Annotated in this window: 28 protein-coding genes; 21 read left to right on the top strand and 7 right to left on the bottom strand. The window is 73.3% G+C overall.

Features of this window, described 5'->3' with window-relative positions:
• The first annotated feature begins 1 nt into the window (after position 1).
• The gene (locus tag ACVW2K_RS04590) at positions 2-1,216 is read left to right on the top strand and encodes a hypothetical protein (protein WP_457201699.1); all 1,215 of its coding nucleotides are present in this window, start codon (positions 2-4) and stop codon (positions 1,214-1,216) included.
• On the opposite strand, the gene ACVW2K_RS04595 is transcribed toward ACVW2K_RS04590, so the two are convergent.
• Positions 1,177-1,842: an EcsC family protein gene (locus ACVW2K_RS04595; protein WP_457201700.1), complete on the bottom strand. Its 666-nt coding sequence runs from the start codon at positions 1,840-1,842 to the stop codon at positions 1,177-1,179. The genes ACVW2K_RS04590 and ACVW2K_RS04595 overlap by 40 nt on opposite strands.
• Before the next feature lie 37 nt (positions 1,843-1,879).
• Between ACVW2K_RS04595 and aat the strand changes: the two genes are divergently transcribed.
• The 4 genes from aat to ACVW2K_RS04615 all read left to right on the top strand — a co-directional run bounded on the left by aat (position 1,880) and on the right by ACVW2K_RS04615 (position 4,398).
• Positions 1,880-2,587 carry a leucyl/phenylalanyl-tRNA--protein transferase gene (gene aat / locus ACVW2K_RS04600; protein WP_457201701.1) on the top strand — a complete coding sequence of 236 codons (708 nt, stop codon included), beginning with the start codon at positions 1,880-1,882 and terminating at the stop codon, positions 2,585-2,587.
• Positions 2,584-3,039, top strand: a complete 456-nt coding sequence (locus tag ACVW2K_RS04605; protein ID WP_457201702.1) for a hypothetical protein — start codon at positions 2,584-2,586, stop codon at positions 3,037-3,039. The genes aat and ACVW2K_RS04605 overlap by 4 nt, the downstream gene beginning before the upstream one ends.
• The gene (locus ACVW2K_RS04610) at positions 3,036-3,470 is read left to right on the top strand and encodes a hypothetical protein (protein WP_457201703.1); all 435 of its coding nucleotides are present in this window, start codon (positions 3,036-3,038) and stop codon (positions 3,468-3,470) included. Before ACVW2K_RS04605 ends, ACVW2K_RS04610 begins: the two co-directional genes overlap by 4 nt.
• 109 nt (positions 3,471-3,579) lie before the next feature.
• Complete coding sequence (locus ACVW2K_RS04615) at positions 3,580-4,398, top strand: hypothetical protein (protein WP_457201704.1); 819 nt, start codon at positions 3,580-3,582, stop codon at positions 4,396-4,398.
• A gap of 88 nt (positions 4,399-4,486) precedes the next feature.
• Here the strand turns inward: ACVW2K_RS04615 and ACVW2K_RS04620 are convergent, their stop codons facing one another.
• Positions 4,487-4,816, bottom strand: a complete 330-nt coding sequence (locus tag ACVW2K_RS04620; protein ID WP_457201705.1) for a rhodanese-like domain-containing protein — start codon at positions 4,814-4,816, stop codon at positions 4,487-4,489.
• Positions 4,813-5,679 carry an Fpg/Nei family DNA glycosylase gene (locus ACVW2K_RS04625; RefSeq protein ID WP_457201706.1) on the bottom strand — a complete coding sequence of 289 codons (867 nt, stop codon included), beginning with the start codon at positions 5,677-5,679 and terminating at the stop codon, positions 4,813-4,815. The genes ACVW2K_RS04620 and ACVW2K_RS04625 overlap by 4 nt, the downstream gene beginning before the upstream one ends.
• A 59-nt stretch (positions 5,680-5,738) precedes the next feature.
• Between ACVW2K_RS04625 and ACVW2K_RS04630 the strand changes: the two genes are divergently transcribed.
• From ACVW2K_RS04630 to ACVW2K_RS04650, 5 genes are all read left to right on the top strand, one after another.
• Positions 5,739-5,993: a hypothetical protein gene (locus ACVW2K_RS04630; RefSeq protein WP_051549328.1), complete on the top strand. Its 255-nt coding sequence runs from the start codon at positions 5,739-5,741 to the stop codon at positions 5,991-5,993.
• 64 nt (positions 5,994-6,057) lie between these two features.
• Positions 6,058-7,245: an ATP-binding protein gene (locus ACVW2K_RS04635; protein ID WP_028637983.1), complete on the top strand. Its 1,188-nt coding sequence runs from the start codon at positions 6,058-6,060 to the stop codon at positions 7,243-7,245.
• A 29-nt stretch (positions 7,246-7,274) separates the two neighbouring features.
• Positions 7,275-7,634 (top strand): VOC family protein, encoded by a 360-nt coding sequence (locus tag ACVW2K_RS04640; protein WP_028637984.1) that lies wholly within the window; start codon positions 7,275-7,277, stop codon positions 7,632-7,634.
• Positions 7,631-8,419 carry a glycerophosphodiester phosphodiesterase gene (locus ACVW2K_RS04645; protein ID WP_028637985.1) on the top strand — a complete coding sequence of 263 codons (789 nt, stop codon included), beginning with the start codon at positions 7,631-7,633 and terminating at the stop codon, positions 8,417-8,419. Before ACVW2K_RS04640 ends, ACVW2K_RS04645 begins: the two co-directional genes overlap by 4 nt.
• 10 nt (positions 8,420-8,429) lie before the next feature.
• Positions 8,430-9,368, top strand: a complete 939-nt coding sequence (locus ACVW2K_RS04650) for a DUF5926 family protein (RefSeq protein ID WP_457201707.1) — start codon at positions 8,430-8,432, stop codon at positions 9,366-9,368.
• Positions 9,369-9,485: 117 nt separating this feature from the next.
• Here the strand turns inward: ACVW2K_RS04650 and ACVW2K_RS04655 are convergent, their stop codons facing one another.
• Together ACVW2K_RS04655 and ACVW2K_RS04660 are read right to left on the bottom strand one after the other, a co-directional pair.
• Positions 9,486-10,406, bottom strand: a complete 921-nt coding sequence (locus tag ACVW2K_RS04655) for an adenylate/guanylate cyclase domain-containing protein (RefSeq protein ID WP_457201708.1) — start codon at positions 10,404-10,406, stop codon at positions 9,486-9,488.
• On the bottom strand, positions 10,407-10,781 hold the full coding sequence (locus tag ACVW2K_RS04660; protein ID WP_028637988.1) for a Crp/Fnr family transcriptional regulator: 375 nt from the start codon (positions 10,779-10,781) through the stop codon (positions 10,407-10,409).
• Positions 10,782-10,869: 88 nt separating this feature from the next.
• Between ACVW2K_RS04660 and ACVW2K_RS04665 the strand changes: the two genes are divergently transcribed.
• Positions 10,870-12,378, top strand: a complete 1,509-nt coding sequence (locus tag ACVW2K_RS04665) for an amidohydrolase (protein ID WP_457201709.1) — start codon at positions 10,870-10,872, stop codon at positions 12,376-12,378.
• On the opposite strand, the gene ACVW2K_RS04670 is transcribed toward ACVW2K_RS04665, so the two are convergent.
• Positions 12,371-13,270 carry an SGNH/GDSL hydrolase family protein gene (locus ACVW2K_RS04670; protein ID WP_457201710.1) on the bottom strand — a complete coding sequence of 300 codons (900 nt, stop codon included), beginning with the start codon at positions 13,268-13,270 and terminating at the stop codon, positions 12,371-12,373. The two genes, ACVW2K_RS04665 and ACVW2K_RS04670, sit on opposite strands and share 8 nt — an antisense overlap.
• 54 nt (positions 13,271-13,324) lie before the next feature.
• Between ACVW2K_RS04670 and ACVW2K_RS04675 the strand changes: the two genes are divergently transcribed.
• From ACVW2K_RS04675 to ACVW2K_RS04715, 9 genes are all read left to right on the top strand, one after another.
• Positions 13,325-14,284, top strand: coding sequence for a cation diffusion facilitator family transporter (locus ACVW2K_RS04675; RefSeq protein ID WP_457201711.1), 960 nt, complete (start codon positions 13,325-13,327; stop codon positions 14,282-14,284).
• An 86-nt stretch (positions 14,285-14,370) separates the two neighbouring features.
• A complete protein-coding gene (locus ACVW2K_RS04680) occupies positions 14,371-15,501 on the top strand; it encodes an ROK family transcriptional regulator (RefSeq protein ID WP_457201712.1) in 1,131 nt (376 codons plus the stop codon).
• A 55-nt stretch (positions 15,502-15,556) separates the two neighbouring features.
• The gene (locus ACVW2K_RS04685; protein WP_457201713.1) at positions 15,557-16,852 is read left to right on the top strand and encodes an extracellular solute-binding protein; all 1,296 of its coding nucleotides are present in this window, start codon (positions 15,557-15,559) and stop codon (positions 16,850-16,852) included.
• Between the two features lie 103 nt (positions 16,853-16,955).
• Positions 16,956-17,861, top strand: coding sequence for a carbohydrate ABC transporter permease (locus ACVW2K_RS04690; protein WP_457201714.1), 906 nt, complete (start codon positions 16,956-16,958; stop codon positions 17,859-17,861).
• A 1-nt stretch (position 17,862) separates the two neighbouring features.
• The gene (locus tag ACVW2K_RS04695) at positions 17,863-18,702 is read left to right on the top strand and encodes a carbohydrate ABC transporter permease (protein ID WP_028637995.1); all 840 of its coding nucleotides are present in this window, start codon (positions 17,863-17,865) and stop codon (positions 18,700-18,702) included.
• Positions 18,699-20,069 carry a glycoside hydrolase family 3 protein gene (locus ACVW2K_RS04700; RefSeq protein ID WP_457201715.1) on the top strand — a complete coding sequence of 457 codons (1,371 nt, stop codon included), beginning with the start codon at positions 18,699-18,701 and terminating at the stop codon, positions 20,067-20,069. The genes ACVW2K_RS04695 and ACVW2K_RS04700 overlap by 4 nt, the downstream gene beginning before the upstream one ends.
• Positions 20,057-20,959, top strand: a complete 903-nt coding sequence (locus ACVW2K_RS04705) for an ROK family protein (protein WP_028637996.1) — start codon at positions 20,057-20,059, stop codon at positions 20,957-20,959. The genes ACVW2K_RS04700 and ACVW2K_RS04705 overlap by 13 nt, the downstream gene beginning before the upstream one ends.
• Positions 20,960-20,983: 24 nt before the next feature.
• Entirely contained in the window at positions 20,984-21,904 is a 921-nt protein-coding gene (locus ACVW2K_RS04710; protein ID WP_457201716.1) for an N-acetylglucosamine-6-phosphate deacetylase, read from the top strand.
• Positions 21,904-22,674 carry a glucosamine-6-phosphate deaminase gene (locus ACVW2K_RS04715; protein ID WP_457201717.1) on the top strand — a complete coding sequence of 257 codons (771 nt, stop codon included), beginning with the start codon at positions 21,904-21,906 and terminating at the stop codon, positions 22,672-22,674. The genes ACVW2K_RS04710 and ACVW2K_RS04715 overlap by 1 nt, the downstream gene beginning before the upstream one ends.
• On the opposite strand, the gene ACVW2K_RS04720 is transcribed toward ACVW2K_RS04715, so the two are convergent.
• Positions 22,675-23,628 carry a helix-turn-helix transcriptional regulator gene (locus ACVW2K_RS04720; protein ID WP_457201718.1) on the bottom strand — a complete coding sequence of 318 codons (954 nt, stop codon included), beginning with the start codon at positions 23,626-23,628 and terminating at the stop codon, positions 22,675-22,677.
• Between ACVW2K_RS04720 and ACVW2K_RS04725 the strand changes: the two genes are divergently transcribed.
• The gene (locus ACVW2K_RS04725; protein ID WP_457201719.1) at positions 23,629-24,195 is read left to right on the top strand and encodes a mycothiol transferase; all 567 of its coding nucleotides are present in this window, start codon (positions 23,629-23,631) and stop codon (positions 24,193-24,195) included.
• Positions 24,196-24,234: the final 39 nt, after the last annotated feature.

Raw genomic sequence — 24,234 nt, forward strand, 5'->3', positions numbered from 1 at the left:
GGTGAGCAAACGAGTCCTGCTGCACGTCGGCACCCCGAAGACCGGTACGTCGTACCTCCAGGACGTGCTGTTCCGGAACCGGCGCACCCTCGCCGGCCACGACATCCTCTATCCGGCGGACCGCTTCGACGCCCACTTCCTCGCCGCGCTGGACCTGATGCGGCTGCCGTGGGGAGGGCTGGAGTCCGAGGCGGTGGGGGCCTGGGACGCGCTCGCCGAGCAGGTGCGCCACCACCGCGGCACCTCGATCATCAGCCACGAGATCCTCGCGACCGCCTCGCGCGCGCAGGCCGGCCGCGCGCTGGAGTCGCTCGGCCACGGCGCCGGCGCGGAGGTGCACCTGGTGCTGTCGGTGCGCGACCTGGTCCGCCAGATCCCCGCGGAGTGGCAGGAGAACGTCAAGCACCGGGCGTCGCTGACGTACGGCGCCTTCCTCGACCAGATCCGCGACCCCCAGCGGCAGAGCCGGATCGCCACCTGGTTCTGGGGCGTCCAGGAGCTGCCGGACATCCTCAACCGGTGGGGGCACGACCTGCCGCCCGAGCGCATCCACCTGGTCACGGTGCCGCCGGCGGGCGGGCCGCAGCAGCTGCTGTGGAAGCGCTTCAGCCTCGCATTCGGGCTCGACGGGATCGACTTGGAGCTCGAGGGCGAGCGGTCCAACCCGTCGCTGGGCGCACCCGAGACCGCGCTGGTCCGGCGGATCAACCGCGCCGCCAACCGCGAGCTGAACCCGGCGGACTACCGCCCGCTCGTCCGGGAGCTCCTCGCGCACCAGACCCTCTCGCGGCGTACCCGCTCGCCGCGGCTGGCGCTCCCGCCGGACGCGCACCCCTGGGTCGGTGAGATCACCCGGTCGTGGATCTCCGAGATCGAGCGGCGGGGGTACGACGTGGTCGGCGACCTGCACGACCTCGACGGCGCGCCCCCGGTGGTGCGGTACGCCGACCCGGACCACCCGTCGGAGAAGCAGGTGGCCGCCGCGGCCCTCGACGCGGTCAAGGCGCTGCTGCTGGAGGGTGCCCGGCTGCGGCAGTCCGAGGAGCGGCTGCGCCGCGAGCTCGAGGAGACCCAGCGGGCGCTCGAGCGCTCCTACCTGCGCCCGACGTACCGCTGGCGCGAGAAGCTGGTCCGCCGGCTGCAGACCGGGGCGACCGGCCGCGGCCTGCTCAAGGCCTACCGGCGGTTGCGCGGCCGCAGCTCGCGCGCCGCGTAGATCCCGACCCGCCAGGTCGCCCAGCCGTCGGCACCCATGCCGAAGGCGCCGCCGACGATCGGGGTACGCCGGGCGATGCTGATCGCCAGCCGCTTCCCGCCGACCCGCTGGATGAGGTCGGTGGCCACCTCGGCCGTGAGCACCCGGGACAGGTCGGGGTCGTGGACCGGTGCCGTCGCGATCGCCATCGGCGGGCCGGGGAGCTGGTGCTCCTTGACCTTGCGGTCCACGGCCTCGCGGCCGAGCATGCAGGTGAGGATGGCGTTCTCCACCCGCGGGTCGCCGAGGTCGTAGCCGCGCAGGTGCGCGATGCACGCCACCATCCGGGCCTGCACCAGTGCGAGGCCGGCGAGGTTCGCCGGGATCGTGACCGTCGCGGTGAGCACGCCGCCGAGGCCGGTGAGCAGCCCCTGGGCGCCGGCGTACCGGACATGGGTCTCGACCACCTCGTGCACGGAGCCGAGCCTGTCCGCACTCTCGGCCGCGGGCTTCAGCGGGCCCAGGCCGTCGATCGCGCGGTGCAGCGCCTCGCTGACGAACGAGTGCGTCAGGTCCGGGGCCAGGTGCGGGACCCGCGGCGCGACGCGCTGGGTCACCAACCGTCCGGCACTCGTCACCACGCCCATGCCGTCGATCGTACGGTGGCCGCCTTAGGGTCGAGCCATGCCCGCCGAACCGCCGCCGACGCGCTGGGCGTTCGGCGATCCGTCGGGCTACGACCCGCTCGACGACCTGGTCGCGGTCGGCGCCGACCTGGAGCCGGGGACGCTGCTGGCGGCCTACCGGCGCGGTCTCTTCCCGATGCCGTCGGGCGAGGCGGGCGACCCGATGTTCTGGTTCTGCCCCGTCCGCCGCGGCGTGATCCCCCTGGACGGGCTGCGGGTGTCGCGGTCGTTGCGCCGGTCGGCGCGGGACTTCGAGGTCCGCGTCGACACGGCGTTCGCCGACGTCGTCGCCGGGTGCGCCGACCCGTCCCGTCCCTCGGGCTGGATCGACGGCGAGATCGCCGCGGCGTACCTGCGCCTGCACCGGCTGGGCTGGGCGCACTCGGTGGAGGCCTGGCGGGAGGGCCGACTGGTGGGCGGGCTGTACGGCGTGGCGATCGGCGGCCTGTTCGCGGGCGAGTCGATGTTCCACGTGGAGCGCGACGCGTCGAAGGTCGCGCTGCTCGCCCTGGTCGAGGTGCTCTCCGACGCGCACGCCGCCCAGCGGGTCCTCGACGTGCAGTGGCTGACCCCGCACCTGGCCTCGCTCGGCGCTGTCGAGGTGTCGCGGGCGGCGTACCTGCGCCTCCTGCCGGCAGCGCTCGCGGTCCCCGCGCCGGACTTCGGTCGCGCGAACCGCCCCCCAGGGGGCAGGGTGGGTCCATGAGGACAGCACTCGCGCTCGCCGGATTCGTGCTCGTCATGGGCAGCCTCGTCGGCTGCAACAGCGACGACAGCAGTGACGGGGACACCGGCAGCAGCGGCAGCAGCGGCAGCAGCGGCAGCATGCCGACCACCGCGTCGAAGGAGGACTTCTGCGCGAACTTCCGGTCGCTCGCGGAGGACCTCGGACAGCTGGACCCGAAGGCGGACCCGTCCTCCGCGGTGAAGACGCTGAAGGACGCGGTGGCGGAGATGCGGTCCACCGGCACCCCCGAGGACATCCCGGACGACGCACGGCACGGGCTCGAGGTCACCCTCGACGCGCTCGGCGGCCTGCCCGACGACGCGAGCGCCGAGGACATCAGCGGCCTCGCGGACACCCTCAGCGACGCCGAGCAGAAGGACGCCGACGCCTTCGACTCCTACCTCGGGGACGAGTGCGGGTCGCTCGGATGACGAGGGTCGGCGCGGTCGCCGTCGCCGGCGGCCTCGCGCTCGTCGCGGCGCTGACCGGCTGCAACGGGGACTCGGACGGCCGCGACGGCGCCGAGGCGTCGACGGCGGACTTCTGCGCCGCCTTCAACGACCTCTTCGACGAGGTGCTCGGCGCCGACGCAGCGGACTCGGCGGCGACGGTCCGGGCGTTCAAGTCGTGGGCCGTCGACATCGAGAAGGTCGGTGCGCCGGCGGACATGCCGGACGACGCGCGGCACGGCTTCGAGCTGTTCGTCGAGCAGGCGAAGGGCATCGACGACGACGCCACCCTCCAGGACCTCGAGCAGCTCGACGAGGGCCTGAGCGACGCCGACCAGGCGGACGGGAAGGCGTTCAACAGCTGGACGACCGACAACTGCCCGCTCGACCTGCCGACGTCGAGTGCGAGCTGATCGGGAGGAGTTTGCTCGATCCCGCCCGGACCTCCAGGGCGCGCGCTAGCGTGCGGTCGTCGATTCGGCGGCACCCGCGCACGAGCCCGTCGGTCCTGGAGGTCTGCTCATGTCGAAGTCGCGCATCTTCCTGCGGCCTCACGTCGCCGTGGTCCTGGCAGTTGCCCTGCTCGTGGCCGCCGGTGGTGTCGCGTACGCCGTTGCCGGTCGTCAGGGTGGTGATCGTCCCTGGCCGACGGCCCGTCACATCTACGCGTGCGTGGACCCCGGCACCCGGGTCCTGAGCCGGACGCAGGTCGGTGAGCCGTGCCCACCCGGCGCGAAGAAGATCGGGTGGAACGTCGAAGGCGTGGCCGGAGCCCGAGGTCCGATCGGGCCCGAGGGCGTGGCGGGTGAGGCCGGCCCCGCCGGTCCGGCAGGACCCGCAGGTCCGCCCGGACTGCCCGGTGCCGACGGTGCCGACGGTGCCGATGGCGCGGACGGTGCCGACGGTGCGGACGGTGCCGACGCGATCTCCGAGTACGCGGAGTTCTTCGCGCTCATGCCGCCCGACAACCCGGCCACGGTGGCGATCGGCGGGGACGTCGACTTCCCCCAGGACGGCCCGAGCACCGGCTCCATCGTGCGGGCCGGTACCGACTCGTTCGTCCTGCCGCGCATCGGGACCTACCGGGTGTCGTTCTCGGTGCCGGTCGTCGAGCCCGGCCAGCTCGTCGTCACCCTCGACGGAGTCGATGTGCCGTACACGCTCGTGGGGCGGCCCACCGGCACCACGGCGATCGCCGGTGAGGCGCTGGTGACGGCCACGGTCGTCAACACGGTGCTGACGGTCCGGAACTCGACCTCCGGCTCCGCTCTCACGATCACGCCGTTCTCCGGGGGCACGGGAGCATCGGCGGCCACCCTGGTCATCGAGCAGCTGCAGTGAGCTGACGACCGGCATTCCTGCCCTGGGCGGGGCCTGGTGAGGACCCGGCACACAGCCTTGTCACCACGACCGGGTCACGTCATACCGTCTAGACGACCTGCGGCGGCCCGTCGTACTCGCTGACCATGGAGCGGCCGGCTGCCGCCCAGTCGAGCATCCCGCCGGCGAGGTTCACGACCTCGTGCCCCTGCTGCTGCAGCCACATCGCCGCCTGCGCGGACCTGCCTCCGACCTTGCAGACCACCAGCGTCTGCGCGTCCGGGAGCTCGGCGTGCCGGGCCGGCAGCTCCGACATCGGGATGTGCAGCGCGCCCTCGATGTGGCCGTACTGCCACTCCACGGGCTCGCGCACGTCGAGCACGACGAGGCCCTCGGGGAGCGGGTCGGGGACGCCGTCGATCGTCACGGTGGGGATCACTTGAGGAGCCTGCTCATTCGTCGGTCGGCCAGCGGCTTGCCGCCGGTCTGGCAGGTCGGGCAGTACTGGAGGCTGGAGTCCGCGAACGACACCTCGCGCACGGTGTCGCCGCAGACCGGGCACGGCTGACCGGTGCGCCCGTGCACCGCGAGGTTCGACTTCTTCTCGCCCTTGAGCTCACTGGCCGCGAGCCCGCGCGACCGGTCGACCGCGTCGCCGAGCGTCGTGCGGAGGGCGTCGTACAGGATGTGGAGCTCGTCGTCGGTGAGGTTGCCGGCAGGCTTGAACGGCGACATCTTCGCGGCGTGCAGGATCTCGTCGGAGTAGGCGTTGCCGATGCCGGCGATGGTGCCCTGGTGGCGCAGGACGCCCTTGAGCTGCTTGCCGCCCTCGCGCTCGAGGATCTCCTTGAACCGCTCGATCGTGAACTCGTCGGTCAGCGGGTCCGGCCCGAGGCTGGCGAGGCCGGGCACGTCCTGGGGGTCGCGGACGACGTACGCCGCCAGGCTCTTGCGGGTGCCCGCCTCGGTCACGTCCAGCCCGGACCCGTCGTCGAGCACCACCCGCAGCGCGAGCGTGGACTTCGGGCTCGGCTTCGGCGGGATCGTCGGCACCTCCTCGCGCCACCGCACCCAGCCCGCGCGGGCCAGGTGCAGGACCAGGTGGACCCCCGACGCCTCGATGTCGAGGAACTTGCCGTGCCGGCTCACGTCGTCGACCAGCGTCCCCTCCATCGCGGTCAGCGGCGGGTCGAAGGTCTTCAGCGCGCTGAACTGGGCCAGGTGGATCTTCGCGAAGGCGTGCCCGTCCAGCCGGCCCTTCAGGTCGAGGGCCAGCGCTTCCACCTCGGGCAGCTCGGGCACGACCCGATCCTAGGCAGGAACCGGTGACAGGCTGCTCCTGTCGGGCGCATGATGGTGGTGTGCCCGCCGTACGCCCGCTCCCGCAGACGGGGTCGATCTACCTCGACGCCCGCGGCGGCGACCGCGCCCTCCGGGTGTCCTGGCACGAGGAGTCCGGCATCGTCGTGCTCTCGCTGTGGCGCCAGAACGTCTGCGCCGGCTCGTTCCGCCTGGGCATCGAGGACGTCCCGGCGCTGATCGAGGTGCTCCGCGAGGGCCTGGTGCACTCCTACGAGCAGGCCCGCGACCGGCTCGGCGCCGTCGAGTCCGCCTGACCCGCCCCGCACGGCGCGGGAGCGTTTCTACGGAATCCGCTAGACAGCCGGGTAGCGTCCCCGCGTGGACCCGATCCGGAACCCGTACGCGCCGGGAGCAGGCCAGCGGCCGCCCGAGCTGGCCGGCCGCGACCGCGAGCTGGAGCAGTTCGAGATCACCCTGGAGCGGGTCGCGGCGGGGCGGCCGGAGCGGAGCATGGTCCTCAGCGGCCTGCGCGGCGTCGGCAAGACCGTCCTCCTCAACGCCCTGAGGGGCCAGGCGGTACGACGGGCGTGGGGGACCGGCAAGATCGAGGCCCGTCCCGACCAGAGCATCCGGATCCCGGTGGCCCAGGCGGTGCACGCCGCGGTCCGCGAGGTGGCGCACCGGCACCGCGACCCCGACCGGGTCGACGCGGTCGCCGGCGTGCTCAAGAGCTTCGGGACCAGGACCGCGCTCGATGACCGCAAGGGGATGCGCTGGACGCCGCCGGTCGACGTGCCGGCCAGCCGGGGCCGCGCCGACTCCGGCGACCTCGAGCTCGACCTGGTCGAGCTGTTCACCGACGTCGCCACCCTCGCCGGCGACCTCGGCGTCGGGATCGCGCTCTTCGTCGACGAGATGCAGGACATCGCGCTGCCCGAGCTCGCCGCGCTCTGCGGCGCCTGCCACGAGATCAGCCAGCAGGGTGCGCCCCTGGTCGTCGTCGGCGCCGGTCTCCCGCACCTCCCCGTCGCGCTCGCCGCCTCCAAGTCGTACGCCGAGCGCCTGTTCCGCTACGTCTCCGTCGACCGGCTGCCCCGGGAGATGGCCGACCGGGCCTGGCGGCGCCCGGCGGCCGAGGAGGGGGTGGCCTTCGCCCCGGACGCGCTCGACGAGCTCTACCGGCTCACCGACGGCTACCCCTACTTCGTGCAGGCGTACGGCAAGGTCACCTGGGACGTCGCCCTCGAGTCGCTGATCACGGTCGCCGACGTACGTGCGGCCGCGCCGGAGGCGGAGGCCGAGCTCGCGGTCGGGTTCTTCGGGGCCCGGTTCGACCGCGCGACCCCGGCCGAGCGCGACTACATGTCCGCGATGGCCGACCTGGGCGCCGAGCACGGCGACGGCGCCGTCGCGACCGCCGACGTGGCGCGGCACCTGGTCCGCAAGCCGCAGTCCCTCTCCCCGGCCCGCGACGGCCTGATCAAGAAGGGCCTCGTCTACTCGGCCGAGCGGGGGAGCGTGGCCTTCACGGTCCCGCACTTCGGGAAGTTCCTGCGCTCTCGCTGATGTGCCTGCGGGCCTGACATCATCGGGACGTGGACCTCGTCCAGATCGCCCAGCACGCCGACGACCTCGAGCGGGCGACCGCCTTCTACACGACCCTGCTCGGCACCGGCCCGCGAGCGACGTACGACCCGCCCGGCCTGGTGTTCTTCGACCTCGGCGGGGTGCGCCTGATGATCAGCACCGGCAGCGCGCCGGCGACGATCTACCTCCGGGTCGGCGACATCGACGCGGCGGTCGAGCGGCTCCAGGAGCACCTCGAGTCCGAGCCGCACGTGATCTTCCAGCACGACGACGACAGCCTGGGGCCGGCCGGCACCGACGAGTGGCAGGCGTTCGTCCGCGACACCGAGGGCAACCTCGTCGGCCTGGTCGAGCACCGGCTGCGGTGAGACCCCAGATCGTCGCGCACCGGGGCGCGAGCCACGACAAGGCCGAGCACACCCTCGGGGCGTACGTCGCCGCGCTCGACGACGGGGCGGACGGGCTGGAGTGCGACGTCCGGCTGACCGCGGACGGGCACCTGGTCTGCGTACACGACCGGGACCTGCGGCGGATCGCCAGCAACCGGGGCATCGTGTCGACCATGGAGCTCGCGGAGCTCGACCAGCTCGACTTCGCGGCCTGGAAGAACCCGTGGGCCGACCTCGACGACGAGGCACCCGACCGCGACGAGCGGCTCGACCGGGTGCTGACGCTGCGCACGCTCTTCGAGACCGTGGCCGACTACGACCGCCGGATCGAGATCGCGGTCGAGACCAAGCACCCCACCAGGTACGGCGGCCTCGTCGAGCGTCGCGTGGTCGACCTGCTGCGCCACTTCGGGTGGGACCGGGCCGGGTCGCCCGCCCGGGTGATGAGCTTCAGCTGGACCGCCTTGCAGCGCGTCGAGCGGCTCGCCCCCGGCGTACCCCTGGTCCAGCTGGTCGAGAAGGCGCATCACTGGCCGATGCTCAGCAAGGTGATCGGCGCCGACTGGCTGGTCGGCCCGGGGATCCGTGAGCTCGCCGACCACAAGAAGCTCGGCCCGCGGATCACCAGGGCCGGCCACGACCTGCACGTGTGGACCGTGAACACCCCGGCCGACCTCGACCTGTGCCTGCGGCTCGGCGCGAAGGCCGTGATCACGGACCGGCCGGCGTACCTGCTCGACCTGCTCGAGGAACGCGACAGATAGCCTCGCCCGCATGGCGAAGAAGTCCCGCACCAAGGCCCGCCCCCACCAGCCGGTCGAGGGCGAGGTCAACCCGCGGCAGCCCTGCCCGTGCGGGTCCGGCAAGCGCTACAAGGCCTGCCACGGCGCGCCCGGCGGCGCGCCCGCGCCGTTCGTGAGCCGGCCCTTCGAGGGGCTGCCGTCCGAGTGCGACGTCGTCGCGATGCGCGAGCTGGTGCCGGCGGCGACCGCGCCGCTCGCCCTGACGGAGCACGCCGACCGCACCGTCCAGCTCTGCACGCTGCTGCCCATGGCCGCGCCGGCGATGGTCCGCGACAGCGGCGAGATCTGGCTCGGTCTCCAGGTGCAGCACCACTTCGGCGACCCGGCCCGCGACCTCGGCGCCGTGCTGCTCCGGGCGCTCGAGTCCGAGCCGGGGATCGTCGGCCTCACCGACCAGCCCGGCGACGGCCCGCGCCTCCAGGACCTCGTGGCCGGCGACGCGCTGGCGGTGACGGTGCACGACGGCTTCGACTTCTGGATCGCGGACGTCGAGGAGTCCGAGCGGGCCGGGATGGCCGCGGCGCTGGAGCACGCGAACGCCGCCGCGTCCCCGACCGCGCGGCTCACGACCGTCGAGGCGGCGTACTGGACGAACGTCGGGACCAAGGAGCACCTGCGCTGGGTGATGCCCGAGCCGGAGGGCCCGCTGCTCGACGCGCTCGCGCGTCTGCACGCCGCCGGCCGGGACCGGCTGGTCGAGGGGTCGCGGTTCGTCGGCATGTTCCGCGCTCACGGACTGCTCGCCCCGGTGTGGGACCTGCCGCTCGGCACCGGCCCGGAGCCGCTCGAGGAGCCGGCGGAGAAGTTCGCCGCCGACCTGGCCGAGGCCCTCGCCGACGGCTCCGACCTGACGACCGACGAGCGCGCCGCCCGCTCGGGGCTCGCGAACCGTCAGGTCACGCTCCGTTGATTTGTCCTTGAGATCGCGACTCGCCGCGTCCACAGAGTTGTGTGCGCCGCCTCCCGACACGTACATTCGCGGGGCTCGGTCGTTGTCGTATCCCCCGTCGGCAACGGCCGAGCGCCTTCACTTCCCGGGACCGTCGGCAGGTGCTCGTCGCAGCACGAACGGGTGCAGCCGGGCGTAGCCCTTCACCGGCGTCCTCCGCATCTCGCGGAGCGTGTACGCCGGCTCCGCGGCCAGCTCGTCACGGCAGCCGCGGTCGACCAGCACGCTGCCCGGCCGGGCCACGCCGGTGAGCCGGGACGCGATGTTCACCGTGGGGCCGAACACGTCGCCCAGCCGGCTCACCACGTCGCCGTACGCCAGCCCGACCCGCACCGACGGGAACGGCTCCTCGCGCTCGGTGAGCAGCAGCGCCACCTCGGCAGCGGGTGCTGCGCCGTCGACCACGAAGAGCACCTCGTCGCCGATCGTCTTGATGATCCGGCCGCCGTAGTCGACGACCAGCCCGGTCGTCGCGGCCTCGAAGTGCTCGAGCCACTCCACGAGCTCGCGCTCCTCGAGGTGCTTGCTCCGCGAGGTGTAGCCGACGATGTCGACGAAGCCGACGGCGAGTGCGCTCGTCGTACCGCCCTCCCCGGCGGCGGCGACCCGCGCCGACGCGCTCGCGAGGTGCCGGCGCCAGGTGTAGGACTGCAGCGCCTCGACGCGCGGCAGCGCCTCCCGGGCGAGCTCGTCGGACGGGTCGATGGCGGCGAGCAGCGACGCCTGCCACTCCGCGAGCCGGGCGTAGCTCCGCCCCCAGGTCCGCACCAGCGCCGACTGGGAGTCCGGCCCGATCACGCCGAGCTCCATCAGCTCGCGCGCCTGGCGAAGCGCGTCGACGTCGGCCTCGGTGAACGCCACGTCCTCGTCACCGGTCCGCGGGAAGCCCAGCAGCCGCCACAGCTCCTGCGCCAGGTCCAGCGGTACGCCGGCGCGCGCGGCGACCTCCACCCGGTTGAGCGTCGGTCGGCCGCCCAGCAGCAGCGGCTCGAGGTCCAACTACCTGGCCCCGAACCGTTCGACCGCGACCGCCTCGAGTGCGGACTTGAACGACGGCATCTCCTCGCAGAGCGCCCGCACGGCCTCGTCGGTGAAGTGGATCATCTCCAGCGGCGTGAGCGCGACGATCGACGCGGTGCGCAGCGAGTGGTTGACGATCGCGGCCTCGCCGACGATGTCGCCGGGGCCGAGCTGCGCGATCTCGGAGCCGTGCTGCCGCACCGAGACGCTGCCGTCGAGGATCAGGTACGCCTTGTCCGCCGGCGTCCGCTCCCAGATCGGCGACCACCCCTCCGGGACGTGCACGCGGGTGCCGGCCGCACTGATCCGCGCGATCTCCTCCGGAGTGAATGCGTCGTAGAACGAGTCAGCCATGGTCCGCCTCTCTGCTTCTCACCCTCCGCGGCCGATCATGCCCGGGGGCGGCGCTGGGGTAAACCGGCGTCCCACTAGCGTGCCCATCGTGTCTAGCCACCTCATCCGCAGCGCCCGGCTGGTCCCGCTCCGTGACGGCGACCGCGCACCCGACCGACCCGTCGACGTGCTCGTCGAGCAGGGCGAGGTCACGGCGGTCGGCGCGGGCCTCGAGCGCCCGGCGGGTGTCGCCGAGGTGGACGCCGCGGGCCGCTGGCTGATCCCGGGCCTCTGGGACCAGCACACGCACCTGGCCCAGTGGACGCTCGCCTCCCAGCGCCTCGACCTCGCCGGCGCCCGTTCGCCCGAGGACGTCACGCGCGCGGTGGCCGAGCGGATCGCGTCGTACCCCGATCTCCCGGTCGTCGGCTGGGGGCACCGCTCCGGCGGCTGGGACCGCGAGGCGACCGTGGCCGAGCTGGACGCTGCGTCCGGCGACACCGCGGTCGTGCTGATCAGCGGTGACGCTCACCACGCGTGGCTGAACACCCGGGCGCTGATGCACTTCGCGATGCCGGTCCGCGACTCCGTGGTCCGCGAGACGGAGTGGTTCGCGGCGTACCCGCGGCTGGTCACGCTGGTCGGCAACGACGGCACGTCGCCGGAGGCGTACCGCCGGATGCTCGACGACGCCGCCGCGCAGGGCATCACCGGCATGGTCGACTTCGAGTTCGGCGCGAGCCGCGAGGAGTGGGCCGAGCGCTGGACGCAGGGCTGCGACAGCCTGCGGATCCGCTGGGCGACGTACGCCGACACCCTCGACGACGTGATCGCCGCGGGCCTGCGCACCGGCGACCCGCTGGCCTGCGACCCGCGGCTGACGATGGGACCGCTCAAGATCATCAGCGACGGGTCGCTCAACACCCGGACGGCCTGGTGCTGCGAGCCGTACGGCGACGCGCACAAGCTGGAGCACCCCGCCGGCCAGCCGAACCTCGACGGCACCGAGCTCCGGGAGCTGTTCGCCCGCGCCCGCACGAGCGGCCTCGAGGTCGCCTGCCACGCCATCGGCGACGCGGCGGTGGGGGAGGCGCTCGCGGCGTTCGCGGAGACCGGCGCCGGTGGCTCGGTCGAGCACGTGCAGATGGCCCGGCGGGACGACGTGCGCCGGATGGCCGCGCTCGGGGTGCGGGCGAGCGTGCAGCCCGCGCACCTGCTCGACGACCGCGACCTGACCGAGCGGGTCTGGGGCGAGCGGTCGGAGCGGTGCTTCGCGTTCCGGTGGATGCTCGACGACGGGGTGGACCTGGCGCTGGGCTCGGACGCGCCGGTGTCGCCGCTCGATCCGTGGCTGGCCATGGCGGCCGCCGTGCACCGCACCGCCGACGACCGCGACCCGTGGCACGGCGAGCAGGCGCTGACCGTGCGCGAGGCGCTGGCCGCGTCCGTCGACGGGCAGCCGATGGCGCAGCCGGGGTCCCGCGGCGACCTGGTGCTGCTCGACCGCAACCCGCTGGCCCTCGAGGGCGACACCGCGTCGGTGGGTACGGCGCTGCGCGCGATGGCGTCGGCGTACACGGTCGTGGCCGGCGTGCCGGTCCACGACACGCTCAGCTGAGCTGGTCCAGGATCGCCTGCGCGGCCTGCTCCTGCTCGACCGCGAGCGGGTGGTAGGCCAGCGCCGTCTCGGCGCTCGTCACCCGGCCGTTGATCCACGGGTCGTCGGCGCAGATGTCGTGACCGGCGGTGAGGTGCCAGAGGTCGACGTACTCGGCATCGCCCTGCACCGCGCCGCGCCGGACCGCCCGGTCGAGGCCCTCGTTGATGCTGCGGGCGAACGGGTAGTCGCCGTCGGCCAGCGGCAGCAGGTCGCAGGTGCCGGTCTCCGGGATGATCTGCGGGTAGCCGACCACCAGGATGCGGGCGTGCGGTGAGCGCTCGCGCACGCCGCGGACGACGTCGGCGATGTGCCGCTCGATCCCGGCGAACGTCGTGTGCAGGAGGTCCGGGTCGTCCCGCCGGAACGACCGCGTGCACGGGTCGCCGCTCGGATCGGTGCGCGCGATCTGCATGCACCGGCCGAGGACCCCGCCGAACAGCTGGCCGTCGTTCCCGCCGAGCCCGATGGTGACCAGGTCCGTCGTGCGCCGGAGGGCATCGAACTGCGGCGGCACCGATCCGGTGCGGCCGACCTGCGGGCTGAACGTGTTCCGGGTGCTCGCGCCGCTGCAGCTCACGTCGGTCAGCGCGGTGCCCGGCATCGCCTGCGCGACCAGGGCCGGGTAGTTCACGCCCGAGCGCAGGCAGATGGTGCTGGTGTCCGTCGGCGGCACGAGCGGCGCGGCCGTGTACGAGTCGCCCAGGGCAACGTACTGGTCGTACCTCGTCGGCGCCTGGGCCGGTGACCCGGTCGTCCGCGCGGGCGCCGCCACCGGCCGGTCGCCGCCGTCGCTGCCGCTGCAGGCCGTCAGCGCCGCGACCAGCACGGGGAGGACGAGGAGCCGGCGCATGCCACGACCGTACGTGCGAGGTGCGGGAGCCCGCAGCGTGGGTACGGGGCACCCATGTCCGCCACCTCCTCGCTCCCGCGCGAGCCCGCCGACGACCAGTCGCTGCTGACCGTCGTCGTCGCCCTGGTCGCGAACGGGCTGCTCGCGCTCGCGAAGTCCGTCGCCGCGGCCCTCACCGGCTCCGCCTCGATGGTGGCCGAGGCCGCGCACTCGTGGGCCGACACCGGCAACGAGGTGTTCCTCCTCGTCGCCGAGCAGCGGGGCGGGCGGCCCCGCGACGAGGAGCACCCGCGCGGCTACGGCCGCTCGACGTACATCTGGTCGCTGGTCGCGGCGTTCGGCCTGTTCACGGCGGGTGCGGTCGTGTCGGTCTGGCACGGCATCAGCGAGCTCGCCGCCGACTCCACCGAGGCCAGCTTCCTCGTGAACTACGTGGTGCTCGGCATCGCGTTCGTGCTCGAGGGCATCTCGTTCCTCCAGGCCACCCGGCAGGTGCATGGTGCCGCCGAGCGGTTCGGCCTGCACCCGCTGCGCTTCGTGGCCCGGACCTCCAACTCGACGTTGCGCGCGGTGTTCTTCGAGGACTTCTCCGCGTTGCTCGGCATCCTGCTCGCCGGCGGCGGGATCGCGCTCCACCAGCTCACGGGGAACCCGGTCTGGGACGCGGTCGGCTCGATCGCGGTCGGGGTGCTGCTCGCGTTCGTCGCGGTCTTCCTGATGCGCCGGAACATGGACTACCTGCTGGGCGAGGGGCTCACCCCCGAGATGCGGTCCCGGGTGATCGCCAACCTGCTCGAGCACCCGGCGATCGAGCGGATCACCTATCTCCACGTCGAGTACGTCGGCCCGCAGCGGCTCTTCGTCGTCGCCGCGGTCGACCTCACCGGCGACGACCCCGAGCCGCACCTCGCCGTACGCCTGCACCAGGTCGAGGCCGACATCGAGCTGGACCAGCTCATCGAGGACGCGATCCTCACCCTGTCGCTCCCCACCGATCCCGCGCTGGTCCCCTGAGGGTCGAGTCAGAACTCCCGACTCAACGGATCGAATGTCGCGCGACCTCTTGACGGGGAATATGTAAGTGCGCTGAACTAACAAACGTGACGACGATCTCACCGGTGGGCCGGCCGCTCCGGCCGCGCGGGAAGCTCCTCCAGGAGGACACCCGACGGCACCACCGGTCGCTGCTGCTCCAGCAGCTCTTCCGGGAGGGGCCGGCGAGCCGGGCGGACCTGGCCCGGAGCACCGGGCTGACCCGGGTCACGACCTCCGACCTGATCGGTGAGCTGATGGCCGACGGCCTGGTCGAGGAGCTCGGCGCACCGGCCGGGAGCCGGGTCGGCAAGCCGCCGATGCTGGTCGGACTGGCCGCCGACTCGACGCACATCGTCGGCATCGACCTCTCCAACGACGACCGGATGACCGGCGCGGTCATCAACCTCCTCGGCCAGGTGCAGGCCCGGGCCGAGGTGACGATCGACGGCGCGTCGGGCCAGGCCGCCGTGGACAAGGTGCACCGGCTCGCCGCCGACCTGATCGCGTTGACCGACCGCCCGGTGCTCGGCATCGGCGTGGGCAGTCCGGGTGTCGTGGACGCCACCGGCACGGTCATCGACGCCCCGAACCTGGTCTGGGCCGACACCCCGCTCTCGGCGAGCCTGGCCCGGGCCTTCGACCTCCCGGTGTTCGTCGCGAACGACGCGAACACCGCCGTGCTCGGCGAGCACACGTTCGGCGAGACCGGGACCGGTGGCCTGATGGTGCTGCGGGTCGGCACCGGTGTCGGCGCCGGCCTGGTGCTCGAGGGCTCGTTGCTGCACGGCCACCGCGGCGCCGCAGGCGAGATCGGCCACGTCGTCGTCGACCCCGACGGCGAGCTGTGCGCCTGCTCCCGGACCGGCTGCCTGGAGACCATCCTCGCCGTGCCGCGGCTGCGCCGCCGGCTCGCCGAGAGTGAGGACGCCGAGGAGGTGCTCACCCGCGTCGGCGAGCAGCTCGGCGCCGCGCTGGCCCCGGTGGTCGGCACCCTGAACCTGCAGGAGCTCGTGCTGAGCGGCCCGCAGGAGCTGCTGGACGGACCTCTCCGTGAGGCCGTCGACCGCAGCATCCGCTCCCGGACCATGCCCGTGAGCTCCGAGGGCCTGGTCGTCCGGGCCTCCACCCTCGGCGAGGACGTCGTCCTCGTCGGCGCCGCCGTCCTCGTCCTCTCCGGACAGCTCGGCGTCTCCTGAAAGTCCCGTCTCGGGCCGACCCCAACAGAGAAGTTCGCAAGAGAGGAACACTGCGGTGCGTATCAAGAAGACACTTGCGGGTGCTGCGCTGGCCGGTCTGGCCCTCACCGCCCTCGCTGCCTGCGGCAGCGACAGCAGCGACGGAGAAGGCTCGTCGGGCGACTCCGCCCCCCAGGCCGCCGACATCCGGGTCTGGCTCAACGGCACCGACACGCCGGACGAGGCCCGGCAGTGGTTGAAGAAGGCCTTCGAGGAGCAGAACCCTGGCTCCACCCTCACCATCGAGGAGCAGGAGTGGGACGGCCTCGTCGAGAAGCTGACCACGGCCCTGTCCAGCGAGTCGGAGACGCCGGACGTGGTCGAGATCGGCAACACGCAGGCGCCCACGTTCACCTCGGCGGGCGCGTTCTCGGACCTCACCGACCAGCTCGACTCGCTCGGCGGTAACGACCTGCTCCAGGGCTTCGTCGACGGCGCGACCGTGGACGGCAACACGTACGCCGTCCCCTACTACGCCGGCTCGAAGTACATCTTCTACCGCACCGACCTGTTCGAGAAGGCCGGCATCACCGACGTGCCGACGACGATGGACGAGTTCGTCGACGACGCGATCAAGCTGAAGGACGCCAACCCCGACCCGGCCAACTTCTCCGGCTTCTGGTTCCCGGGCCAGGACTGGCGCAACGGGGCCGCGTTCATCTGGGACGCCGGCGGTGACCTGGCCACGGACGACGGCGGCGAGTGGAGCGGCGCCCTCGGGGACGACGCCTCGATCGCGGGCCTCGAGACCGCGCAGAAGCTCTTCGAGCAGGCGTCGGGCGCGGCCAAGGACGGCAACGAGGCCGACCCGTGGACGCCGTTCTGCGCCGGCGAGACCGGCATGATGTCCACCCCTGGCTGGGTGATGGGCCTGCTCAACGACCCGAAGACCGGCTGCCCGGACCTCGCCAAGAAGGTCGGCGTCTTCGCCCTTCCGGGCTCCGACGGCCAGCCCGCGCCGGTGCTGCTCGGCGGCTCCGACATCGCGATCGCCGCGAAGTCGCAGAACCAGGAGCTCGCCCAGAAGGCGGTCGCCCTGATGCTCAGCGACGACTACCAGACGATCCTCGCGAAGAACGGCCTCACCCCGGCCAAGAGCTCGCTCGCCTCGCTCCTGGGCGACGACATGTTCGCGCAGGCCACGATCGCGGCGGCGTCGAACGCCAAGCTCACCCCGGCGGCGCCGGGCTGGGCGAACGTCGAGGGCTCGCGGGTGCTCGAGGACCTGTTCAGCAAGATCGCCCAGGGCGGCGACGTCAAGGAGCTCGCGGCCGCGGCCGACGAGCAGATGAACTCGCAGCTCAACGGCTAGCGGCGCTGCGCAGCGACGCGAGCCCGGCCGGGGCGGTGCAAGCCGCCGCCCCGGCCGTGCCATGCCCGAGACTCGCCCCTGAGAGGTCCAGGAAGGAGGAACCGTGAGCGAGACCGCGCCCCGCCCCCGCCGTACGGCGCTGCCGTACCTCCTGGTCCTGCCCGCCGTCCTCGCCCTCGGCTTCGCGCTGGGCTACCCCCTGGTCCGCCAGGTGCTGCTCTCGTTCCAGGACTACGGGCTGGCCCAGCAGTTCGGCCGCCCGCCGGAGTGGATCGGCCTCGACAACTACCGGGAGCTCGTCACCGACGAGTACCTGTGGCGGGTCACCCTGCGCTCGCTGGTGTTCTGCCTCGTGAACGCGGTCGCCACCCTGGTGCTCGGCGTCGGCCTGGCGCTCTTGATGCGACACATGTCGAAGCCGGTCCGGATCGCGGTGCAGAGCGCGCTGCTGCTCGCCTGGGCGATGCCGGTGGTCGCGTCGCTGACCGTGTGGCAGTGGCTCTTCGACACCCAGTACGGCATCGTCAACTGGTCGCTGACCAGGATCGGGATGGACTACGAGGGCCACTCGTGGCTGCTGCAGCCGCTCTCGTTCTTCTTCGTCGCCACGGTGATCGTGGTCTGGATGAGCGTGCCGTTCGTGGCGTTCACCGTGTACGCCGCGCTCACCCAGGTGCCCGAGGACCTGGTCGAGGCCGCCGAGATCGACGGCGCCGGCCCCGTCGAGCGGCTGCGCCACATCGTGCTGCCGAGCATCCGCGACGTGCTGCTCGTGGTCGCGCTGCTCCAGGTGATCTGGGACCTGCGCGTCTTCACCCAGATCTACGTGCTCCAGCAGGCCGGCGGCTCCACCCACGACACGAACCTGCTCGGCACCTACATCTACCGGCTCGGCATCGGCGGCGGGAAGTTCGGCGTGGCCTCCGCGGTCGCCATCTTCATGCTGGTCCTCACCGTGATCCTGACCGGCCCCTACGTCCGCGCGATGCTCAAGAAGGAGGAGGACTGACATGCCGCGCCCTGTCCGCCGGTCCCTCAAGGTCACCGCGAACCTCGCCGGTGTGGTCGCGTTCCTGCTCTGCGCGTTCCCGGTCTACTGGATGGTCAACAGCTCGTTCCTGCCGCGGAACAGGATCCGCAACCCCGACCCGACCTGGCTGCCCCTCGGCGGCACGCTCGACAACTACCGGACCGTCTTCGAGGGCGACCAGTTCCTCAACGCCCTCAAGATCAGCCTGATGGTCACCGTGCTCACCATCGTGGTCGCGCTGGCGTTCGCGTTCGTCGCGGCCGTCGCGGTGTCCCGGTTCCGGTTCCGCGGGATGAAGTCGTTCGTGGTCGCGCTGCTGGTGATCCAGATGATCCCCGTCGAGGGGCTCTTCATCTCCCAGTACAAGATGCTCGAAGGCGTCAACCTGCTGAACACCGTGGTCGGCCTGTCGATCGTGTACGTCGCCGCCGTGCTGCCGTTCACGGTCTGGACCCTGCGCGGCTTCGTCTCCGGTGTCCCGTACGAGCTCGAGGAGGCCGCGATGATGGACGGCTGCTCGAGGGTGCAGGCGTTCTTCCGGGTGACGTTCCCGCTGCTCGCGCCCGGCCTCGTCGCGACCGGCGTCTTCGGGTTCATCCAGGCCTGGAACGAGTTCACCCTCGCTCTGGTCGTGATGACCCGCGAGGACCGGCGTACCCTCCCGCTCTGGCTGAGCACCTTCACCGACGTCAACCGCGGCACCGACTGGGGCGGCATCATGGCCGGCTCCACCCTGATCGCGATCCCGGTCGTCGTGTTCTTCCTCGTCGTCCAGGGCCGGATGGTGGCGGGCCTGACGACCGGGGCGGTGAAGGGATGAGCCTCGACCGCCTCGCCCTGCAGGTGCTGCTCCCCGGCTTCCCGGGTACGACGCTGCCCGCCGACTGGGCCGATCTTTTCGGCGAGGGCCTCGGCGGTGCGTGCCTGTTCGGCAGCAACACCGCCGACGGTCCCGCGGCGGTCGCCGACCTCACCGCCGCGATCCGCGCGATCGCTCCGGACGCCGTCGTCGCCGTCGACGAGGAGGGCGGGGACGTCACCCGGCTGCACGCGACGACCGGCAGCCCGGTGCTCGGCCCGGCCGCCCTCGGCGCCGCGGACGACCTGGCGCTGACGCGCGCCACCGGCCACGCCATCGGCACCGAGCTCGCGGCCGCCGGCATCGACCTCGACCTCGGTCCGGTCGCCGACGTCAACACCGATCCCGCGAACCCGGTGATCGGCACCCGCAGCTTCGGAGCGGACCCGGCCGACGCCGCCGCGCACGTCGTCGCCTGGGTCGAGGGACTCCAGGCCGCCGGCGTCGCGGCCTGTGCGAAGCACTTCCCCGGCCACGGCGACACCGCCCAGGACAGCCACCTCGAGCTGCCGACGGTGGACGTGCCGCTGGCGGTGCTCGAAGCCCGCGAGCTGGTGCCGTTCGCGGCGGCGGTCCGCTGCGGCATCGCGTCCGTGATGACCTCGCACATCGTCGTACCCGCCGTCGACCCGGTGCTGCCCGCGACCCTGAGCGCGCCGGTCCTCGGCCTGCTGCGTGAGCGGATGCGGTACGACGGCGTGATCGTGAGCGACGCCCTCGACATGGCCGGCGCGTGCGCCGGGCGCGGCATCCCCGAGGCCGCGGTGCTGTCGCTGCTGGCGGGCGCCGACCTGCTGTGCATCGGCGCCGACAAGGACACCGGGCTGGTCCGCGAGATCCAGGCCGCGATCGCGGCCGCCGTGCGCACCGGCCGGCTGCACGAGGCGCGGCTGCGCGACGCCGTCGACCGGATCGCCCGGATGCCGCGGGGTGCCGGGACCCCCGGGCGCCTCGACATTGCTGCCCAGCTGGTCGGAGCGCGGGCTGCGACGACGGTGGAGGGGGAGCTGCCCGACCTGCGCGGCGCGGAGGTCGTGAGCGTCGCGACCGCCGCGAACATCGCTGTCGGGGAGGTGCCGTGGGGGCTGGCCCCGGACCGCGTCGTACGCCCGGGGCAGCACGTGGCGGTCGACCGCTCGGTGGTCCTCCAGGTGCGCGACGCGCACCGGCGTCCCGAGATCGACGTCACCGGTGCCGCGGTCGTGGTGGAGTGGGGCTGGCCCGGTCCGTACGACGGCGGGCCGCCGAGGATCTGCACGCGTGGGTACTCCCGGCCGGGGGCAGTCGTGGTCGAGGAGCTGCTGAGGAAGGCGGGGTGGGAGCGGTGAACGTCGGCCTGGACATCGGGGCCACCAAGACCCTCGGGGTCGTGATCGACGACGCGGGCGAGATCCTCGCCGAGGTGCGCGAGGCCACCGAGCCCGGCACCGAGGGAGTCGTCCGTACGGCGGCGCGCGTCGTGGACGCCCTCCGCGCCGCGACCGGCCAGCCGCTGACGGGCCCGGTCGGCGTCGGCATCCCCGGCCTCGTGGACCACGAGCGCGGCGCGGTGAAGCACGCGGTGAACCTCGGCCTGGACGGCGACTGGTTCGAGCTCGGCGCGCAGCTCGCCGACCGGCTCGGTGTCCGGGTCGTCGTCGAGAACGACGTCAACGTCGCCACCCTCGGCGCCGTCGCCATGAGCGGCGAGGACGACCTCGTCTACGTCAGCATCGGGACCGGCCTCGCGGCCGGCCTGGTGCTGGAGGGCCGGCTCCGGCGCGGTGACCACGGGGCCGCGGGCGAGGTCGGGCACATCCCGGTGGACCCGAACGGCATCGTCTGCGAGTGCGGCCAGCGCGGCTGCCTGGAGACGATCGCATCCGGCTCGGCCCTCGCCACCGCCTGGCCGTCGGCGGGCCACGTCGCGCCCGCCCAGGCGCTGTTCGGCGCCGCGCAGTCCGGCGACCCGAAGGCGATCGCGCTGCGCGACGAGTTCGCGGCCGGCGTCGCCTCGGCGATCCGGGTGCTCGCGCTCGCCGTCGACCCGCGCACCGTCGTCCTCGGCGGCGGTGTCGCGCAGCTCGGCGAGCAGCTCCGCGTCGCGGTCGCCGGCGCCCTGCTCGACCAGGCCGCGTCCTCGCCGTTCCTTGCCTCGCTCGACCTGGCCGGCCGGCTCCGGGTGGTGCCCGCCAACTACCCCGTGGCCGCCGTCGGTGCCGCGCTGCTGGGCCGATGAGGGGGAGCCGATGAGGGGGAGCCGATGAAGGTCCCGGGCCTGGTCGACCTGCAGGTCAACGGCGCGGCCGGCATCGACCTGACCGCCGAGCCGCACCGCCTCTGGGAGGTGGCGGCCGCCCTGCCGGCGTACGGCGTGGTGGCGTTCGTGGCGACCGTCATCACCGCCGACCCCGCGGCGCGGACGACCGCGCTCGCGACGTTCCGCGCGGGCCCGCCCGCCGGCTGGTCCGGGGCCGAGCCGCTCGGTCTGCACTTCGAGGGGCCGATGCTCGCGCCGGCGCGGAAGGGGGCGCACCCCGCGCACTGGCTGCGGCCGCCGTCCCTCGACCTCGTCGACGGCTGGTCCCGCGAGGCCGGGGTGGTGCTGGCGACGATCGCGCCCGAGCTCCCCGGCGCGCTCGAGGTCGTCGAGCGGCTGACCTCGAACGGCGTGCTCGTCTCGGTCGGTCACACGGACGCGACCGCCGCGGAGGTCGCGTCCGCCGTCGAGGCCGGCGCCCGTGTCGTCACCCACCTCGGCAACGCGATGCCGCCCCTGCTGCCCCGCGAGCCCGGCCCGGTCGGCGCGGCGTTCGGCGGCAGCGACCTGGTCGCCGGGCTGATCGTGGACGGCCACCACCTGGACCCGCTGTTCGTGCGGACGGCGTGGCGTGCGCTCGGCCCGGACCGGTTCCTGTCGGTGTCCGACACCACCGCGGCGCTCGGCCTCCCCGACGGTCCGGCCCGGCTCGGCGACCAGGACGTCGTCGTCTCCGGCGGTACCGTGCGGCTCGTGGACGGCACCCTCGCCGGCTCGGCCGCCTCCCTCGCCGACTGCCTGCGGCTGCTGGTCGCGCAGACCGGCTGCTCGCGCGAGGAGGCGGTCGCCACCGCGACGAGCACCCCGCTGCGGCTGCTCGGCCTCCCGCCGCGCGAGGAGACCGTCGAGCTGGAGCTCGGCTGATGGAGGTCGTGATCACCTCCGACGCCGCAACGCTCGCCGCCGACGCGATCGAGGCGCTCGTCCGCCGCAACGCCGCTGCTGTCCTCGGCCTGGCGACCGGCTCCAGCCCGCTCCCGGCGTACCGGGAGCTGGTCCGGCGGCACCGCGCCGGGACCGGTCCGTCGTACGGCGAGGTGCGCTGCTTCCTGCTGGACGAGTACGTCGGGCTGCCCGCGGGCCACCCGCAGACCTACCGGGAGACGATCCTCCGCGAGCTCACCGATGCGCTCGGGATCGACCGCGACCGGGTCAGCAGCCCGGACCCGTCCGACCTGCGGCGAGCGGGAGCCCGCTACGAGGAGGCGATCCGCGCCGCCGGTGGCGTCGACCTCCAGGTGCTCGGGATCGGCGGCGACGGGCATCTCGCGTTCAACGAGCCCGGGTCCTCGCTCGGGTCGTCGACGCGGATCAAGACGCTCACCGAGCGCACCCGCCGTGACAACGCGCGGTTCTTCGACTCGGTGGAGGCGGTGCCGCGGCACGTGCTGACGCAGGGACTCGGCACCATCCTCCGCGCCCGGCACCTGCTGCTCCTCGCCGCCGGCGAGGCCAAGGCGGAGGCCGTCGCGGCTGCGGTGGAGGGTCCGCTCTCGGCGAGCTGTCCGGCGTCGGTGCTCCAGCTGCACCCGCACGCGACGGTGCTGCTCGACGAGGCGGCGGCCTCCGGGCTCGAGCGATCGGCGTACTACCGCGAGATCTGGGCCGAGAAGCCCGACTGGCAGGGTCTCTAGTCAGCCAGGACCCGACGCCGCCGAGAGTCGCCGGCCGAGCTCCTCGACGGCAGCGGACAGCTCGGGCGCGTCGACGACGCGGAAGGTCACCGGGATCGCGGCGAGCTGCCGCGCGTACCAGTCCGGGTCCTCGGTCGTGGCGACCATCCGGGTCCGGTCGCCCTCGGCCTCCTCGAGCCGCGCGAGGCTAGGCGACACCCAGCGCCGGACCCAGACCGGGGGAGCGTCGACGAGCACCTCGACGGCGTACCGCCACCCCTGGGAGAAGTGCGCCTCGACGACCGCCATCGCGTCCAGCCCCTCCGGCGGCGGGAACGTCTCGGGCAGCGACTGCACCCCCGCGATGCGATCGACCCGCAGCACCCGCTGGGCGTCGCGGCTGCGCGACCAGCAGAGCAGGTACCAGTGGCCGTGCCGCAGCACCACCGCCCACGGCTCGACGTGCATCTCCGAGGTGCGCTCGCCGATCCGGTACGACACGCGCAGCAGCCGGCCGGACTCGCAGGCCGCGAGCAGCCGGTCCAGGTGCTCGGCCGAGGCGACGTCGCCGGCGCCGGTCGGCTCGGGCCTGGGCGGCGCCACCCGGTCCGGCAGCACCCGCAGGATCTTCGCGAGCGCGCCGCCCACCACGTCGGCCGGGTCCGCGGCGCCGCGGTGCCCCTCGAGGGTGGCCATCACCAGCCCGGTCGCCTCGGCGGCGGTGAACATGAGCGGCGGCAGCCGGAGCCCGCGGCCGACGCGGTAGCCGCCGTACGGCCCGCTGGCCGACTCGATCGGCAGGTCGGCCTCGCGGAGGATCGCGACGTACCGCCGGGCCGCGCGCCCGGTGACGCCGAGGCCCGCGCCGAGGTCGTCGGCTGTGATGCCGGGGCGCGCCTGGATCAGCTCGAGCGCGAGAAGTGCTCGGGCCGTCGGGGAAGTGGATCGTCCGGGAATGGTCCTAGTGTCGCGCACATGGAGATCAAGATCGGACAGGAACCACCGCTCGCCGGCACCGAGGTCGAGGCGCTGGTCGGCTCGCTGGACCGGCTGCGCGGCTACCTGCTGTGGAAGTGCGGCGGCCTCGACGACGCGGGCCTCAGGACGACCCTCGGCCGCTCGACCCTCACCCTCGGCGGGCTGCTCAAGCACCTCGCGGTGGTCGAGGCGATCACCCTCTCGTGGAAGCTGCACGGGCGCGCCCCGTTCGCGCCCTTCGACCAGGCCGACTGGGACGACGAGGACTGGCACTTCCGGGTCGAGGACGACGACACCGCCGAGTCGCTGGAGCGGCTCTACGTGGAGTCGGTGGCGAAGGGCCGGGCGCTGCTCGCCGAGGCGGTCGCCGACGGCGGCCTCGACGGTGCGGCGGACGTCTCCGACGACGAGGGCAACCACCCGAGCGTGCGGCGCCTGGTCTTCGACCTGATCGAGGAGTACGGCCGGCACGTCGGCCATGCCGACCTGATCCGGGAGTCCGTCGACGGACTCGTGGGGGAGGACCCCCTTCCGGGCACCTTCCCCGGCATCTACAACGTATAGCGGAGTGGGGGCCTTGCGGCAAGGCCCCCGTCCGGCCTC

The organism is Nocardioides sp. HB32, from assembly GCF_054058995.1.